This window comes from Dawidia cretensis, from assembly GCF_018598175.1.
Taxonomy (GTDB): Bacteria; Bacteroidota; Bacteroidia; order Cytophagales; family Cyclobacteriaceae; genus Ohtaekwangia; species Ohtaekwangia cretensis.
The window spans coordinates 25,170-40,791 of the sequence record NZ_JAHESE010000031.1 but is presented as its reverse complement, the minus strand read 5'-3'; the positions used below and the strand labels follow the sequence as shown (position 1 = coordinate 40,791).

The following is a 15,622-nucleotide window of genomic DNA, read 5'->3' as shown; positions in this document are numbered from 1 at the left end:
TCTTTAATGTTTAATTTGCGCTCTGAATTATGACGAATTACTTAGATACCCTCAACGAACCTCAACGCGAAGGCGTACTCACCACCGAAGGTCCCGTCATGCTCATTGCCGGCGCCGGCTCTGGCAAGACCCGGGTGCTGACCTTTCGCATCGCTTACCTCATTCAGGAAAAGAATGTTGATCCGTTCAGCATCATGGCATTGACCTTTACCAACAAGGCGGCCAAAGAAATGCGCGACCGTATCGAAAAAGTCGTGGGCAGCGACGCCCGGAGCCTGATGATGGGTACATTTCACTCGGTATTCTCGCGCATTCTTCGCGCGGAGGCACACCACATAGGGTATCCCAACAACTTTACGATCTACGATACCGACGATGTCAAGCAACTGCTGCGCACCATTATCAAGGAGAAAGGGCTGGACGACGCCGTATACAAAGTCAATACCGTGCTGGGCCGCATTTCTTCCGCCAAGAACAAGCTGATCAGCGCGGACGAGTACCTGCGGAACGGAGAGCTGATGGGTGATGACGCGGCAAACATGCGTCCTGAAATCGGCGCCATCTATAAAATTTATACCAACCGCCTGTACAAGTCAGGCGCCATGGACTTTGACGACCTGCTGTTCAACACCGACAAGCTCTTCAAAGAACACCTCGACGTGTTGAACAAATACCAGCAGCGCATTCAATACCTGATGGTGGACGAGTTTCAGGATACCAACCTCTGCCAGTATTACATCATCCGCAAGCTGGCCGCGGTGCGCGAGAACGTCTGCGTGGTAGGCGACGATGCGCAAAGTATCTACGCCTTCCGCGGTGCCGACATTACCAACATCCTGAACTTCGAGCGTGACTATGCCGACCTGAAGGTGATCAAGCTGGAGCAGAACTATCGCTCCACCAGCAACATTGTGCAAGCCGCCAACTCGGTCATCAAACGCAACCGCGCGCAGCTGCCCAAGAATGTGTGGACGGCCAACGAAGAAGGCAAGCTTATCGAGCTGATCAAAGCCGTATCCGACAACGAAGAAGGCCGCCTCGTAGCGACGTCCATCTTCCAGGAGCGCATGCAGCACCAGATGAAGTATAGCGACTTTGCCATATTATACCGCACCAACAGCCAGTCGCGTGCGCTGGAAGAATCGCTGCGGCGCATGAACATTCCGTACCGCATGGTGGGCGGTCTGTCGTTCTACCAGCGCAAAGAGATCAAAGACATTCTGGCGTACCTGCGTTTCACCATGAACCAGCAGGACGAGGCCTCGTTCCGCCGCATCATCAACCTGCCCAAGCGTGGTATCGGCGACGCTACGGTCGACAAGATTGTCGTGGCGGCCAACGACCACGGTGCTCCCCTGTGGGACATTGTCCAAAACGTGACGCCGTTTGTGGGCGGACGTGTGGCCGGACCGATCGACGACTTTGTGACCATGATCAAACGTTTCTCGATTGAGATCGAACGCAAGGACGCGTACGATGCTGCCTTCGAGATCGCCAAAAGCTCGGGCCTGCTGCGCGAGCTGTACGAAGACAAGACCGTAGAAGGCCTGAGCCGCTACGAAAACGTACAGGAGCTGCTGAACGCGATCAAGGAATTTACCGACGACCCCGAGCGCCAGGATAAAAGCCTGGGGGCCTTCCTGCAAGAGGTATCCTTGCTGACAGGCCAGGACGAAGAGAAAGATAAGGACCCGGACAAAGTCACGCTGATGACCATTCACATGGCCAAGGGGTTAGAGTTTAAGTATGTCTACATGGTAGGCATGGAAGAAGACCTGTTCCCCTCGCAGATGATGATCAACAGCCGCGCCGACCTGGAAGAGGAACGCCGCCTGTTTTACGTGGCCATTACCCGCGCGGAGAAACGTCTGTTCCTGTCGTATGCCCTGTCGCGCTACCGCTTCGGGCGCCTCAAGAATTCCGAACCCAGCCGTTTCCTGGACGATATCGATTCGTCCTTCATCAAGGTCAGCAGCAAGTTCAGCAGCGCGATAGAATCTTCGCCGCCGCCCAGCCAGTACGCCAAAAAGCTGGTGTCCGGCATTAAAAAGACCGTTACCTCCGCGCCGCCGATACGCCCGGTGACGTACAAGCCACCCGCCGACTTCATCCCGAGCGACACGGGGGCGCTGCAGGTAGGCATGCGGGTAGAGCACCCGAAATTCGGCTTTGGCACGGTTTTGCAAATGGATACCTCCGGCGCGGACCGCAAGGCCAAGATCGGCTTTAAGGACATCGGCGAAAAAACCCTGCTGCTGAGCTTCGCCAAGCTGCGCATCGTCGAGAACTAGGGCAGAAACGCGCCCCGGGCCAGTATTTTACTTTTGATGAAATATCCGTTACCTTGCGGTTAAATATAATTTACCTGAAAGGACCCGGATCCATTGCCATTGAACTTTTACCGGACATCCTGAGCAATCGGTGCCTGATCTCATTAAATTTTTGACAACACCCGCCGGCCCTTGCCGGAGGAGGTACTAATAAAAAAAACTGTATGATAGGAGAATATAATACTTCCCGTCCCCACATCATTTTAAAAGAATACGGCCGCAACGTACAAAAGCTTGTCGAGTACATTCGCCAGCAACCTGATAAGCAAAAACGTACAGAGCTTGCCTATACGCTGATCGAGCTGATCAAACAGCTCACGCCCTCCATCAAAGAGCAGGGTGAAGATCCGCAACGCATGTGGGACGATCTGTATATCATCGCCGACTTCGACCTCGACGTAAACAATCCCTATACCATACCCGACCGCGAAACTGTCTTCAAGAAGCCGCTAAAGGTCGAGTACCCAAAGAACGACGTACGCTTTAAGCACTACGGCAAAAACATTGAGAAGCTGGTAAAGGAAGCACTGAAGAAAGAAGATCCGCAAGAGCGCGAAGACGCCATCATCTACCTGGGCAAGCTCATGAAAACGTTCTACGCCAACTGGAACAAGGAGCCTCTGGATGATTCGGTCATTCTGCGTGATATCAATATGATGTCGGGTGGTGCGCTCAACATGACCATCGACAAAATACGCGAAGACAACCTCTTCGAGAAGTTATACAAAGAACGCAAAAAGGTTCGCCCGCAAGGAGGCCCCAGTGGCAATCAGGCCCATCCGGGACACCAAAGCCACAACCGTCAGGGTGGCGGCAGCGGTGGTCACAACCGCCCATTCAACAAGAACCGTGGCAATAACAACAACAATTTCAAGCGCAGAAGAGACCAGTAGCCATTAGAACAGAGCGTATTCCATGAGCATTTTCAAGATACGGGGTGGAAAAAAACTGAAAGGTGAGATCACTCCCCAGGGTGCCAAAAACGAAGCACTGCAAATTCTGAGCGCCGTTCTGCTGTCGCCAGAGACCATCACCATCCACAACATTCCGGATATTGTTGACGTCAACAAGCTCATCGAGCTCATTGGCGACCTGGGCAGCAAGGTCGAGCGCCTCGGCAATGGCTCTTGCCGCTTTACCTCCAACAACATCAACACAGCTTTTTTAGAGACGGACGAATACCGCAAGAAAGCGGCCGCCCTGCGCGGTTCCGTGATGTTGCTCGGTCCGATCCTGGCCCGCTTTGGCAAGGCCACCCTGCCCAAACCGGGTGGCGACAAGATCGGCCGTCGTCGGTTGGATACGCACTTCCTCGGCTTCCAGAAACTGGGCGCCAGGTTTAACTTCGACGCCAGCGAGCACCTCTTCCACATCGACGCCAGCGAGCTCCGCGGCTGCTACATGCTGCTGGACGAAGCCTCCGTCACCGGCACAGCCAACGTCGTCATGGCGGCGGTCCTGGCCAAAGGCACCACAACCATCTACAACGCGGCCTGTGAACCCTACCTGCAACAGCTCTGCCTCATGCTCAACCGCATGGGTGCTAAGATCAGCGGCGTAGGCTCCAACCTGCTGACCATTGAAGGTGTCGACAAGCTCGGCGGCACCGAACATACCATGCTGCCCGACATGATCGAGATCGGCAGCTTCATCGGCCTGGCGGCGATGACCCAATCGGAAATCACCATCAAAAATTGCCGCATCGACATGCTCGGCGTCATCCCGGACATTTTCCGGCGCCTCGGCATCAAGCTCGAATTCCGCGGCGATGATATCTTCATACCCTCCCAGGAGCGCTACGAGATCGAGACCTTCATCGACGGCTCTATCCTGACCGTAGCCGATGCTCCCTGGCCCGGCTTCACGCCCGACCTGATCAGCATCGTGCTGGTGGTGGCAACACAAGCCAAAGGCACCGTGCTCATTCACCAGAAGATGTTTGAAAGCCGCCTGTTCTTTGTCGACAAGCTGATCGACATGGGCGCGCAGATCATCCTGTGCGATCCGCACCGCGCGAACGTCATCGGCCTGGACCGTAAGCAGCCGCTCAAAGGCATCAAGATGTCGTCACCCGACATCCGTGCCGGTGTAGCCCTGCTCATCGCGGCCCTGTCAGCACCGGGCACCAGCGAGATCTCCAACATCGAGCAGATCGACCGCGGCTACCAAAACATCGAAGCGCGTCTGCGCGCCATTGGTGCGGACATCGAGCGTGTCGGTGGCAACTAAGAATTTTTCTTTTTTCGTCGGATTATAAGTCTATCCGGATGGCTACCGGACAGTGGTCCGAGCCCAGGTATTCATTGTAAATGGCGGCCTCCTTGACCTTGTCCATCAGCGACTCGGCTACCAGGAAGTAGTCGATGCGCCAGCCGGTGTTTTTCTCACGGGCTTTGGTGACATAGTCCCAATACGAATACTTAACCTGTTCTGGATAAAATCGCCGGAAGGTGTCGACAAACCCGGATTCCAGCAGGCGGGTGAAACCATCTATTTCGCGCTGGGTATAGCCGGCAGACTTGTTGTAGTTCTCTTTCGCACGGGCAATGTCGATCGCCTGATGCGCTACGTTCAGGTCACCGCAGACAATGACCGGCTTGCGGCGACTGAGCCATTGCAGATACTCCATAAACTCTTTATCCCAACGCTCGCGGTAGTCCAGGCGTGCCAGTCCGTCGCCGGAGTTAGGCGTATAAACCGTTACCACAAAGTAGGTCGCAAACTCGGCTGCGATCACGCGTCCCTCCTGGTCGTGCTCTTCCAGGCCCATGTCATAGGTTACCTGCATCGGTTCTTCTTTGCTCAGGATGGCCGTGCCGGAATAGCCCTTGCGGGCCTTGGATGAATTGACGTACACATGGTACCCTGGCAGCAGCTCCAGCGCTGAACGCACTTCCTCTACGGCCGCTTTGGTCTCCTGGAAACACAGAATGTCCGGGTCCATCTGCGCGACATCTTTCAGAAAGTCCTTTTTAATGATCGAGCGGATGCCGTTTACGTTCCAGTTGACAAAATGCTTCATAGCGGTTGGTTTTGCGGCCTCAATGTTAAGAAAGTTAGCGGGGAAGTCTCAACGAAAACGGAAAAAGTGCCGGGTAGCCAGCTAAGACTACACGTATGAAATCTTTTAGCTGGGATTATCAGAAAGGAAACTGGACTTCACAAGTCGATTTCAGATGAGCTTAGGATGAAGTTCGAGACGATGGAGGACGAATATTTAGGGGATAGCTAAACTTCCAGACGTTTCTCGCTAAATGGCTTACACGTGGTAAAAACAGAAAGCCCTGTACGATTGTACAAGGCTTTACCATATCATAAAAGGTCGGGACTGCTTATTTCTTAGCAGCCTTAGCTTTGAACTCTTCTTTGATTGCTTCGATGTCAACGTTCTTGATCACCGGTTTCGCATTCTGGATTTTCAGCGACTGACGGCGAACAGCCGATTTAGCTTTATCTTTGCGGTTTTTTCTCTTAAGTCTGGTTACTGCCATGGCACTTATTCTTTAAAAGGAGCGCAAAAATAATCCGCTTTTCCATTCCAACCAAGAAATAATCGTAATTATCCTGACACACCCCGTATTGGCCCCCAGGGCCTTCCGTTCCTGAAAATCCTGGTTAGCTTTGCGACGTAGAATTTTATGGAAAAACCCACATTACCCAAAGGAACACGCGATTTCGGTCCCGCAGTCATGGCCAAGCGGCAGTTTATTTTTAACACCATCCGCCAGGTATTCCAGACCTACGGCTTTATGCCCCTGGAAACCCCCGCCATGGAAAACCTGTCAACGCTGACCGGGAAATATGGCGAGGAAGGCGACCAGCTGCTGTTTAAGATTCTGAATTCGGGCGATTTCCTGAAGAAAGTGGATGATCCTACCCTTGCCAGCCGGCAATTGCGGCCGATCGCGTCGGCCATCACGGAGAAGGGTTTGCGATATGATCTAACGGTTCCTTTTGCGCGTCACGTCGTGATGAACCGCAACGACATCGCATTTCCCTTCAAACGCTACCAGATGCAGCCCGTATGGCGCGGCGACGCGCCACAGCTTGGCCGCTACCGTGAGTTTTACCAATGCGATGCCGACGTCGTGGGCACCAACTCCCTGCTCTGCGAAGCCGAGATCATTTTGATGATCAAAGAGGTATTCAAAGGCCTTGGTGTCACCGACTACAGCATCAAGATCAACCACCGCGGCGTACTGTCGGGCATTGCCGAAGCAATTGGCGCGCAAGACCGTGAGGTGGCACTGTTTGTAGCCATCGATAAGCTCGACAAGATCGGTGTTGAAAAGGTTAAAGAAGAGCTCCGTCCCAAAGGCTTCTCGGAAGAGAGCCTCACCACATTGTTTGAGTTGCTGGAAGTGAAAGGCTCCACGACAAACAAGATTGCGTTCCTCTATGACCGCTTTGATGGGAAAGAAACGGGACAGAATGGTTTACGCGATTTACGCGAAGTATTAAACCTGCTGCAAAGCTACAACGCAGACGATACACACGTTGAATTCGATATTGCCCTGGCCCGGGGCCTGAGCTACTATACTGGATGTATCTTTGAAGTAAAGATTCACAATAGCGGCATCGGCAGTGTGAGTGGTGGCGGTCGTTATGACAACCTGACCAAGGCCTTTGGCGATAAAGAAAACCTGTCGGGTGTGGGCTTCTCCTTCGGCGTTGACCGCATCTACGACGCCATGGAAAAGCTGGAGCTTTTCCCGAAGAACACCATTGTAGCGTCTAAAGTATTGATCTGTCATTTTGATGATGCCTCCTTGCAGTATGGCATTGGGGTATTGGCCAAGCTCCGCGCGGCCGGTATACCATCCGAAATATATCCCGACCAGAAAAAGTTGGACAAGCAGCTAACGTACGCCAACAAAAAGATGATACCCTTCACGTTGGTGATCGGCTCGAACGAGATGCAGACTGGCCAGTTGACCTTTAAGGACATGGAGAAAGGCGAGCAAGTGAAAGCCACCGTCGACGAGGTCATTGCCAAACTGCGGTAACCACGCCCCAACCCAACCAACGATGCCTGTGCATTTCTTATCCGATAAACCCCTCACACTCGACGATCTCACGGCCGTACTACACGGCGGCGTGACTGTGGAGCTACCGGCGGAAACCCGCGACAAGATAACACGCTGCCGCACCTACCTCGATCAAAAACTGGCCGGGTCGACACAGGCGATCTATGGTATCAATACCGGCTTTGGATCGCTGTACAACAAAAACATTTCGCACGACCAGTTAGAAAAACTGCAGGAGAATCTCGTGAAGTCGCACGCCTGCGGCACCGGCCCGGAAGTGCCGGAGGAGATTGTGTCACTCATGCTTTTCCTGAAAGCGCAGTCCCTGTCGTATGGCTACTCGGGTGTACAAGTCCTGACGGTCGAGCGCCTCATAGCAATGTATAACGAGCGTATACTGCCGGTCATTTACGAGATGGGATCGCTCGGCGCCTCCGGCGACCTGGCGCCCCTGGCACATTTGTCGTTGCCGCTGTTGGGGCTTGGCGAAGTACAACACAACCATACCCGTCTATCCGGCGAAGCCATTAACAAAAAATTTCAGTGGAAGCCTATTGCCTTTGCGGCGAAAGAAGGTTTGGCGCTTCTCAACGGCACACAATTCATGAGCGCCTACGGCACCTGGTGTGTCGTGCATGGTCAGCGTTTATTACATTTCGCAAATCTGATCGGCGCATTATCACTCGACGCCTTTGACGGACGTATCGAGCCGTTCCTGCCGTCGGTCCATGCCATCCGCCCGCATGCCGGGCAACAGTCCGTGGCGGCCGCGATCCGCGCATCGCTCGCCGGCAGCGAGCTCATTGCACAAGCTAAAAAACACGTACAAGATCCCTACTCCTTCCGCTGCATTCCGCAGGTACACGGCGCCAGCGCCGACGCGCTCGACTATGTCACGCGCGTGATGCTGACGGAAGTCAACAGCGTAACGGATAATCCGAATGTCTTCCCCGACGACGATGCCATCATCTCGGCGGGCAACTTCCACGGCCAGCCGCTGGCCCTGGCGCTCGACTTCCTGGGCATTGCCCTGGCCGAGCTGGGCAACATCTCCGAGCGACGTACATACCAGCTGATCGCCGGACTGCGCGACCTGCCCAATTACCTGGTGGCTAACCCCGGTATCAACTCCGGATTGATGATCCCGCAATATACCGCAGCCTCGCTGGTCAGCCAGAACAAACAGCTTTGCACACCAGCCTCGGTAGATTCCATTGTGTCGTCCAACGGGCAGGAAGACCACGTCAGCATGGGCGCAAATGCCGCCACGAAGGCATATCGCATTGTCAACAACCTGTATTCCATCCTGGCCATCGAGCTCATCACCGCGGCCCAGGCGCTCACCTTCCGCCGGCCGCTCAAAACTTCGCCTGCGCTCGAAGAATTCGTTCATACTTTCCGTGTCATAGTGCCGTTTATAGAGGATGACCGCATATTGCACGACGATATTAAAAAGGCGGAAGAATTTTTAAAGAACCTGCCGCTGAAAACGAACGCATGAAGGCACTGTCGCTCATCTTTACCGTATGGCTGATACTCCTCGTCACGCATGTGGCCGTGGCGCAGTTTCCCAGCAACAATGGTAAATTTACTGCCGACGCAGTAAAAGGCTGTGACACGCTCAAAGTATGGATTACCAACACACCGTGCGCCGATCTCACGGTTTCATGCTCCTACCGGGTGACCAGGAACGGCACTACCGTAAAAACAGGCGAGTTTGACCCTGCCGATCAAGGCAAGGATTCAGTCTGGTTTTACCCCGCCGGTACCTACAACTTGTTCATCGCCGTGGGTACCGATGGCATAAACAACGACGACATCCGCGTAGATGTGTCGCCCAATGCCCCCCCTTCCTTTGAAGCATACTCCTGCGACGGCGGCGACGTGTTTATGAAAGTGACCGACACGCGCTACCCGTTCTATACATTCGACTATTCCGACGGTCCTCCCGTTACAAAACCGGCCGTGAGCGCGACTGACATTCACACCTATATACCCGCGCCCGCTATCCCCACACCGCGCACGGTGAAAGTGACCGGTAACAACGGCATCGGTGCCAACGATGCCGGCTGCCTCACAAAAACCGCTACCGTAACCGTGGCCAATACACTTCCCGTGGCAGACATCCGCCGGGTAGAAGTGTTAGACCCCGGCACGTCCATCAAGGTAGACTTCGATACCGATCCTTCCATTCAGTACCGGTTTATGGTCGCGACCAACAACGCCACGGGCTTCCAGCAGTACGCAACGCTTTACAGCGACCAGGCCACCAACATGACCCAAATGGTAACAAACGTACCGGCACTGTCCAACTACTACTGTATGCGCGTCAATACCTTTAACCCATGCGACAACGTAGTGGCCGGCAGCTCCCCGATCGTGTGTAGCCTCAACCTGACGGCTACCGCGCAAAACAACCAAAACGACCTCACCTGGTCCACCGCCGCGGCCACCGCCGCCCACCCGCTGACCGACATTACCATCCTCAAAAACGACGCAGCGCTGTCGCCCAACGTAGCGCCTACACCCGCGGCCTACACCGACACCAACGTCACCTGTAAGGAACAATACACGTACCGGCTCACGGGTAATTATACCGGTGGCGCACAAAGCCTTTCGTTCCCCAAAAGCGTCACCGCTTTCTCCAACAACATTCCACCGGCCATCGCCGACATCAGCGCGCTCGTAGACGGCACCAGCGTCACGCTCACATGGCCCGAAGTAGCGGTACCGGCCTCGACATTCTCCGTCGTCAAGACTGTTAACAGCGTGCCCGGTGCGGCGCAGGAATTTACAGCGTTGCCATTTATAGACCCGGCGTACGCCACGACGGACCCGACGTGCTACCGCGTGACCTATACCGACCGGTGTGGCAACACCAGTCTGCCAAGCCTGGATGCCTGCCCCATACAGCTCGGCGGCAGCCTGCGGCCCGACAACACCGTCGACCTGACGTGGTCCGCCTATAGCGGTTGGACGTCGCCCCTGAGCACCTATAGCGTGAGCCTGTACGACGATGGCGGCAACCTGCTCGAAACCACCGAAGCGGGCAACGTCACCACCTTCACCGACCCAAGCACCAACCACCCCGACAACCAGGTCTGCACCTACGTCATTACCGCCCGCGCCACAGACGGCACGCTGGACCCGTCTGTTTCCAATACCATCACTCTCATCAAGGCGCCTAACCTATATTACCCGACCGGGTTTACCCCTAACCGCGACGGCACGAACGACACCTTCCGCGTCTTTGGCCAGCGGTATGTGGTAAGCTTCGATATGAAGATCTTTAACCGCTGGGGCGAGATGATGTATAGTACAAACGACAAGGAAGACGCCGGCTGGGACGGCACCTATAAAGGCAACCTGCAGCCGGAAGGCACATATGTCTTTAGGGCTACGGTCGTAGACCGCGCCGGCCGTACCTTTGAAAAATCCGGCGCCTTCTATCTGCTGCGAAAGAAGTAGGCTATCGTCAATCAATTCATACCTTTGCCGCCAGTAACAACCCGTAATCCATACAGCTATGTTTGACATGATGAAAATGATGGGCAAGATGAAGGAAGTTCAGGCCCGCATGAAAGAAGCCCAGGACAGCCTGGTCAACGTACGTGCCGAAGGCGATGCCGGTGCCGGCATGGTAAAGGCCACGGTCAATGGCAAGAAACAGCTCGTGGCCCTCGAAATCGACCCCTCTCTGCTGAAGGCCGACGATCGCATCATCTTACAAGATCTGATCATTGCCGCCGTCAACAAGGCTGCCGGCGAAGCCGAAGTAAAGGCCAAGGAAGAGCTCCGGAAGAGCACCGAAGGGCTGCTGCCGAATATACCGGGTGTAGACCTTAGCAGCCTGATGGGATGAGTCGGACCGCCGTTGTCATTTTAAACTATAACGGGGCTGCCTACCTGCGCAAGTTCCTGCCCTCGGTCGTGGCCTGCTCGCCCGAAGCCGAGGTGATTGTAGCCGACAACGGCTCGACCGACAATTCCATCGAAGTATTAAAGCGCGAGTTTCCCGGCGTCAGGCTGATCCTGTTCGACCAGAACTACGGCTTCTGCGGCGGCTATAACCGGGCGCTGCAACACGTGACCGACGCCGACTACTACGTGCTTCTCAACTCCGACATTGAAGTTACCCCGGATTGGTTGCCGCCGCTCATCCGCCTGCTCGACAATAACGCTGGTATAGCAGCCGTCCATCCCAAGATACTCTCCTATCACCAACCCAGTCAGTTTGAATATGCCGGTGCTGCCGGCGGGTATATCGATGCGCTGGGTTATCCCTTCTGCCGCGGGCGCATGTTTCGCGCGGTGGAGACAGACAGCGGGCAGTATAATGATCAACGTCCGGTCTTCTGGGCCACCGGTGCGTGCCTCCTGATACGAGCGGAATTATACCATCAATTTGGCGGACTGGATGAGGACTTCTTTGCACATATGGAGGAGATCGATCTCTGCTGGAAACTGCAACGATCCAACCACCAGGTGTACTATTGCGGGCTGAGCACTATCTACCACGTTGGCGCCGGTACGTTGGGCTACGATCATCCGCGTAAAACCTACCTGAACTTTCGAAATGGTTTGTCGCTTATTCTGAAACACTTCGACACGACCGAGCTGGTGTATAAATTCCCTGTACGCCTGGCCCTTGACTGGCTGGCGGCATTTGTCTTCCTGGCGCAGCGTAAACCCGCCAATGCAGGAGCCGTGCTGCGGGCGCATGTACATTTTCTGAGAAGATTTCGGCGCGACTGGCGCAAACGTAAGGCATTACGACGTACCTATCCGTCGTACCCACGCACGGCGGTATACCGGGGATCTATTATCTTCGACCATTATATCCGCAGAAAGTCACCCCGGGTATAGTTATTGCTATTAGTACACCCATCGAGGGTATTACCGCTAATAACGTTTATTTCCCTTCCCTAACTTAATAGTCCCACACAGGCTTGCGCTTACGCAAATGCTTGCGCATGTTCATGATAAAGGCCAGGGAAAGGTAAATAATCAGCGGTGATCCGAAGGTGATAAAGGAAGTGTAAATGAAGAAAAGACGTATGCTGGAGGTAGCCACACCGATCTTCTCGCCAATGTGCGTACACACGCCAAAGGCCTGACGCTCAAAGAAATGCTGGATTTTATCGGTTAATTGCCTCATATTACCTTTTCTTTTAGAACTTCAACGTAGAAATAGTTGATTTATCGAACAAAAATCCGGCTTACAAATATAACGCGCCGAACGCTTCGTATGACCCATGCCGATCTTATTTTTTTGAGTATAATTGCAAAAAAATACACATAAGTATAGTTTTGCACCCTTTGCAACCTGTTTAAAATCAACTAATAAACTAAAATCCAATGAGAAAAGTAGTTTACTCATTTCTGGTCGTCGGTGCCTTTAGCCTTGCGGGCTGCACGCTGCCCAAGATGGTGAAAATGGCAAAAGAACAACAGCTGACTGTGACCCCCAATCCGCTCGAAGTTCATAAGGATACAGTTGCCTACGAATTGGCAGCAAACCTGCCCGTGAAAATGCTGAAGAAAGGTACCACGTACACCGTAAACAGCTTCTATAAGTACGGCGAGCAAGAACTTGCGCTGGATCCTATACCGTTCAAGGCTGAGGACTACCCGAACGCCGCGAAAGAGCAACCACGCGTAACAAAGAGCTTTGCATTCCCTTACCAGCCTGCCATGAAAGTAGGTACGCTGGAAGTAGAAGGCGTTGCAGCAAAAGGCTCTAAGTCTAAGACTACTGCGCGCATGCCTGTCGCTACCGGTGTGATCACTACTTCGAAATTGGTTAAACCTGTATACTTTGCCGCATACGCTGCGCACGGTTACAACAACCAGGAAGAACTGACCCCCATCGTTATCCCTGACTTCATCTTCGAACAAGGCCGTTCTGTCCTCAGAACGACTGAGATCAAGAGTGCAAAAGGTAAACAGCTCGATGCCTTCATCGCTTCGAAGAACGCTACCCGTACCGTAACCATCACCGGTACTCACTCTCCTGAAGGTGCTGAGCGTATCAACAGCAAACTGTCTCCGGAACGTGCTGCTGCGATCGAGAAATTCTATCGCGCAGAAATGAAGAAGTACGATTACAAAGGCAAAGCTGACTCGATCCAGTTCATCCTGAAGCCGGTGATCCAGGACTGGGCTAACTTCAAAATTGCCCTCGAAGCCTACACAGGCATCACTTCTGAAGAGAAAGCTGAATACCTGAACATCATCAACGGTGGCGGTACTTTCGAAGACCAGGAGAAACAATTCAAGTCGCTGAAGACCTACAAGAAAGTTTTCAAAGACGTGTATCCTAAACTGAGAACAGCAAAAACTGAGATCCTGGTTGTAAAAGAGAAGAAAACAGACGCAGAGATCTCTGTCCTGGCAAAACAAATCACAACAGGCTCTACCAGCGCCGATACGCTGTCACAAGAAGAGCTGCTGTACGCTGCTACACTCACTCCTTCCCTGGATGAGAAAGCTGCTATCTACGAAGCTGCTACCAAAAAAGGTACTAGCTGGGTAGCACACAACAACCTCGGCGCTGTATACATCGCACAGGCGATCGAAAACTCCAGCAATGCTGCTACCCTGGCTGACAAAGCACAGGCGCAACTGGACCTGGCCTCTAAGATCAACGACGCTGCTGAAGTACAAGCCAACCTGGCTTCTGTTGCTGCGCTGAAAGGCAACGCATACGCTGCTTACAGCCACGCTGCGAAAGCTGCTGGTAGCCTGACGGGCGACAACGCTGCCGGTGTAAACGGTGTAAAAGGCTATGCTGAGATCGTAAAAGCACAATACGCTGCTGCGGTAAGCTCCGAGTCTAACGCTACAGACAATGCTGACAACCTGTTCAACAAAGGTCTGGCACAAGTGCTGAACAAGGACTACCAAAACGCGCTGACTTCTTTCAAAGAAGCTACCAACAAAAACAGCAACCTGGCGATCGCTTACTATGGCGCCGCTGTTGCTTCTGCCCGCCTGAACCAGGCTGACGGTGTGGTAACTAACCTGACATCTGCTGTAAAAGTGGATCCTTCACTGAAAGAAGCTGCTCTGAGCGACCTCGAATTCACGAAATTCGCCGCCACAGAGCCTTTCAGAAATGCGTTGAAATAACAGAACTCATTGGAATCTTGATATAAGAACCCTCCCGACCTGTCGGGAGGGTTTTTTATTTGCCCAATCCACCCCCGGATACTATTTTTACACGCTTTTCAAAAGTAACGTCATGAGAGAGATCCAGTTTAGAGAGGCCCTGCGCGAGGCCATGAGCGAAGAAATGCGTAAAGACCCCAGCATCGTGCTGTTAGGTGAAGAGGTAGCCGAATACAACGGTGCCTACAAAGTCAGCCAGGGCATGCTGGCGGAATTTGGAGCCGAGCGCGTGCTCGATACGCCAATCGCTGAGCTGGGCTTTGCCGGGATCGGTGTCGGTGCCGCCATGAACGGCCTCCGCCCCATCATCGAATTCATGACCTTCAACTTTTCGCTGGTGGCCATCGACCAGATCATCAACTCGGCCGCCAAGATTCTTTCCATGTCAGGCGGGCAATACAGCGCCCCCATCGTGTTTCGTGGCCCTACCGGCAACGCCGGCCAGCTCGGCGCCCAACACTCCCAAAACTTTGAAAACTGGTTTGCCAATACGCCCGGTCTGAAAGTAGTCGTTCCTTCCAACCCGTACGACGCCAAAGGGCTTCTGAAAGCCTCCATTCGTGACAACGATCCGGTTATTTTCATGGAGTCTGAGGTCATGTACGGTGATAAAATGGACGTTCCTGCCGAAGAATACATCATTCCCATCGGTCTGGCCGATATCAAACGCCCCGGCACCGACATCACCATCGTATCGTTTGGCAAGATCATGAAAGTAGCCCTGGCGGCAGCGGAAGAACTCCAGAAAGAAGGCATCTCTGCGGAAGTAATCGACCTGCGCACGGTACGCCCGATCGACTACGCAGCGATTGTAACCTCTGTAAAGAAGACCAATCGCCTGGTGATCGTGGAAGAAGCGTGGCCGCTGTCGTCTATCGCGACAGAGATCACCTACCACGTACAAAAGCATGCTTTCGACTACCTGGATGCTCCCATTCAGCGTGTCAACAGCTTCGACGTGCCCCTGCCGTACGCCCCTACGCTGATCCAGGCCATCCTGCCCAACGTAGAAAAGACCATTAAAGCAGTAAAAACTACCATGTACCGCGATTAATACGCCGCGTCTTCGACGTGACGGACAAGCCTTATACAGCA

13 protein-coding genes are annotated in these 15,622 nt (G+C 53.6%); 10 read left to right on the top strand and 3 right to left on the bottom strand.

Annotated features, from left to right (window positions below; all coding sequences use genetic code 11):
• The first annotated feature begins 29 nt into the window (after window positions 1-29).
• The 3 genes from KK062_RS23700 to murA all read left to right on the top strand — a co-directional run bounded on the left by KK062_RS23700 (window position 30) and on the right by murA (window position 4,559).
• Window positions 30-2,291 carry an ATP-dependent helicase gene (locus tag KK062_RS23700; protein ID WP_254086850.1) on the top strand — a complete coding sequence of 754 codons (2,262 nt, stop codon included), beginning with the start codon at window positions 30-32 and terminating at the stop codon, window positions 2,289-2,291.
• Between the two features lie 203 nt (window positions 2,292-2,494).
• Complete coding sequence (locus KK062_RS23695; protein ID WP_254086849.1) at window positions 2,495-3,223, top strand: DUF4290 domain-containing protein; 729 nt, start codon at window positions 2,495-2,497, stop codon at window positions 3,221-3,223.
• A 22-nt stretch (window positions 3,224-3,245) separates the two neighbouring features.
• The gene (murA, locus tag KK062_RS23690) at window positions 3,246-4,559 is read left to right on the top strand and encodes a UDP-N-acetylglucosamine 1-carboxyvinyltransferase (protein ID WP_254086848.1); all 1,314 of its coding nucleotides are present in this window, start codon (window positions 3,246-3,248) and stop codon (window positions 4,557-4,559) included.
• 22 nt (window positions 4,560-4,581) lie between these two features.
• Here murA and KK062_RS23685 read toward each other — a convergent pair whose 3' ends face one another.
• Together KK062_RS23685 and KK062_RS23680 are read right to left on the bottom strand one after the other, a co-directional pair.
• On the bottom strand, window positions 4,582-5,352 hold the full coding sequence (locus KK062_RS23685) for an exodeoxyribonuclease III (RefSeq protein WP_254086847.1): 771 nt from the start codon (window positions 5,350-5,352) through the stop codon (window positions 4,582-4,584).
• Window positions 5,353-5,662: 310 nt separating this feature from the next.
• A complete protein-coding gene (locus tag KK062_RS23680; RefSeq protein WP_254086846.1) occupies window positions 5,663-5,821 on the bottom strand; it encodes a hypothetical protein in 159 nt (52 codons plus the stop codon).
• A 147-nt stretch (window positions 5,822-5,968) separates the two neighbouring features.
• On the opposite strand from KK062_RS23680, the gene hisS reads away from it, so the two are divergent.
• From hisS to KK062_RS23655, 5 genes are read left to right on the top strand one after another with little or no spacing between them, the layout of a single operon-like run.
• On the top strand, window positions 5,969-7,336 hold the full coding sequence (gene hisS, locus KK062_RS23675) for a histidine--tRNA ligase (RefSeq protein WP_254086845.1): 1,368 nt from the start codon (window positions 5,969-5,971) through the stop codon (window positions 7,334-7,336).
• Between the two features lie 22 nt (window positions 7,337-7,358).
• The gene (gene hutH / locus KK062_RS23670; protein WP_254086844.1) at window positions 7,359-8,858 is read left to right on the top strand and encodes a histidine ammonia-lyase; all 1,500 of its coding nucleotides are present in this window, start codon (window positions 7,359-7,361) and stop codon (window positions 8,856-8,858) included.
• Window positions 8,855-10,825, top strand: a complete 1,971-nt coding sequence (locus tag KK062_RS23665; protein WP_254086843.1) for a T9SS type B sorting domain-containing protein — start codon at window positions 8,855-8,857, stop codon at window positions 10,823-10,825. The genes hutH and KK062_RS23665 overlap by 4 nt, the downstream gene beginning before the upstream one ends.
• A 58-nt stretch (window positions 10,826-10,883) precedes the next feature.
• Window positions 10,884-11,219 carry a YbaB/EbfC family nucleoid-associated protein gene (locus KK062_RS23660; protein ID WP_254086842.1) on the top strand — a complete coding sequence of 112 codons (336 nt, stop codon included), beginning with the start codon at window positions 10,884-10,886 and terminating at the stop codon, window positions 11,217-11,219.
• On the top strand, window positions 11,216-12,223 hold the full coding sequence (locus KK062_RS23655) for a glycosyltransferase family 2 protein (RefSeq protein WP_254086841.1): 1,008 nt from the start codon (window positions 11,216-11,218) through the stop codon (window positions 12,221-12,223). The genes KK062_RS23660 and KK062_RS23655 overlap by 4 nt, the downstream gene beginning before the upstream one ends.
• 64 nt (window positions 12,224-12,287) lie before the next feature.
• On the opposite strand, the gene KK062_RS23650 is transcribed toward KK062_RS23655, so the two are convergent.
• The gene (locus KK062_RS23650; RefSeq protein ID WP_254086840.1) at window positions 12,288-12,515 is read right to left on the bottom strand and encodes a PspC domain-containing protein; all 228 of its coding nucleotides are present in this window, start codon (window positions 12,513-12,515) and stop codon (window positions 12,288-12,290) included.
• Between the two features lie 200 nt (window positions 12,516-12,715).
• On the opposite strand from KK062_RS23650, the gene KK062_RS23645 reads away from it, so the two are divergent.
• Window positions 12,716-14,488 (top strand): hypothetical protein, encoded by a 1,773-nt coding sequence (locus tag KK062_RS23645; RefSeq protein ID WP_254086839.1) that lies wholly within the window; start codon window positions 12,716-12,718, stop codon window positions 14,486-14,488.
• 112 nt (window positions 14,489-14,600) lie between these two features.
• Window positions 14,601-15,581, top strand: coding sequence for a pyruvate dehydrogenase complex E1 component subunit beta (locus KK062_RS23640; RefSeq protein WP_254086838.1), 981 nt, complete (start codon window positions 14,601-14,603; stop codon window positions 15,579-15,581).
• Window positions 15,582-15,622 lie beyond the last annotated feature (41 nt).

Excerpts from the sequence above, each read along its gene's own strand:
- KK062_RS23700 (WP_254086850.1), top strand. The coding sequence starts at position 30 with ATGACGAATTACTTAGATACCCTCAACGAACCTCAACGCGAAGGCGTA.
- KK062_RS23695 (WP_254086849.1), top strand. The coding sequence starts at position 2,495 with ATGATAGGAGAATATAATACTTCCCGTCCCCACATCATTTTAAAAGAA.
- murA (WP_254086848.1), top strand. The coding sequence starts at position 3,246 with ATGAGCATTTTCAAGATACGGGGTGGAAAAAAACTGAAAGGTGAGATC.
- KK062_RS23685 (WP_254086847.1), bottom strand. The coding sequence starts at position 5,352 with ATGAAGCATTTTGTCAACTGGAACGTAAACGGCATCCGCTCGATCATT.
- KK062_RS23680 (WP_254086846.1), bottom strand. The coding sequence starts at position 5,821 with ATGGCAGTAACCAGACTTAAGAGAAAAAACCGCAAAGATAAAGCTAAA.
- hisS (WP_254086845.1), top strand. The coding sequence starts at position 5,969 with ATGGAAAAACCCACATTACCCAAAGGAACACGCGATTTCGGTCCCGCA.
- hutH (WP_254086844.1), top strand. The coding sequence starts at position 7,359 with ATGCCTGTGCATTTCTTATCCGATAAACCCCTCACACTCGACGATCTC.
- KK062_RS23665 (WP_254086843.1), top strand. The coding sequence starts at position 8,855 with ATGAAGGCACTGTCGCTCATCTTTACCGTATGGCTGATACTCCTCGTC.
- KK062_RS23660 (WP_254086842.1), top strand. The coding sequence starts at position 10,884 with ATGTTTGACATGATGAAAATGATGGGCAAGATGAAGGAAGTTCAGGCC.
- KK062_RS23655 (WP_254086841.1), top strand. The coding sequence starts at position 11,216 with ATGAGTCGGACCGCCGTTGTCATTTTAAACTATAACGGGGCTGCCTAC.
- KK062_RS23650 (WP_254086840.1), bottom strand. The coding sequence starts at position 12,515 with ATGAGGCAATTAACCGATAAAATCCAGCATTTCTTTGAGCGTCAGGCC.
- KK062_RS23645 (WP_254086839.1), top strand. The coding sequence starts at position 12,716 with ATGAGAAAAGTAGTTTACTCATTTCTGGTCGTCGGTGCCTTTAGCCTT.
- KK062_RS23640 (WP_254086838.1), top strand. The coding sequence starts at position 14,601 with ATGAGAGAGATCCAGTTTAGAGAGGCCCTGCGCGAGGCCATGAGCGAA.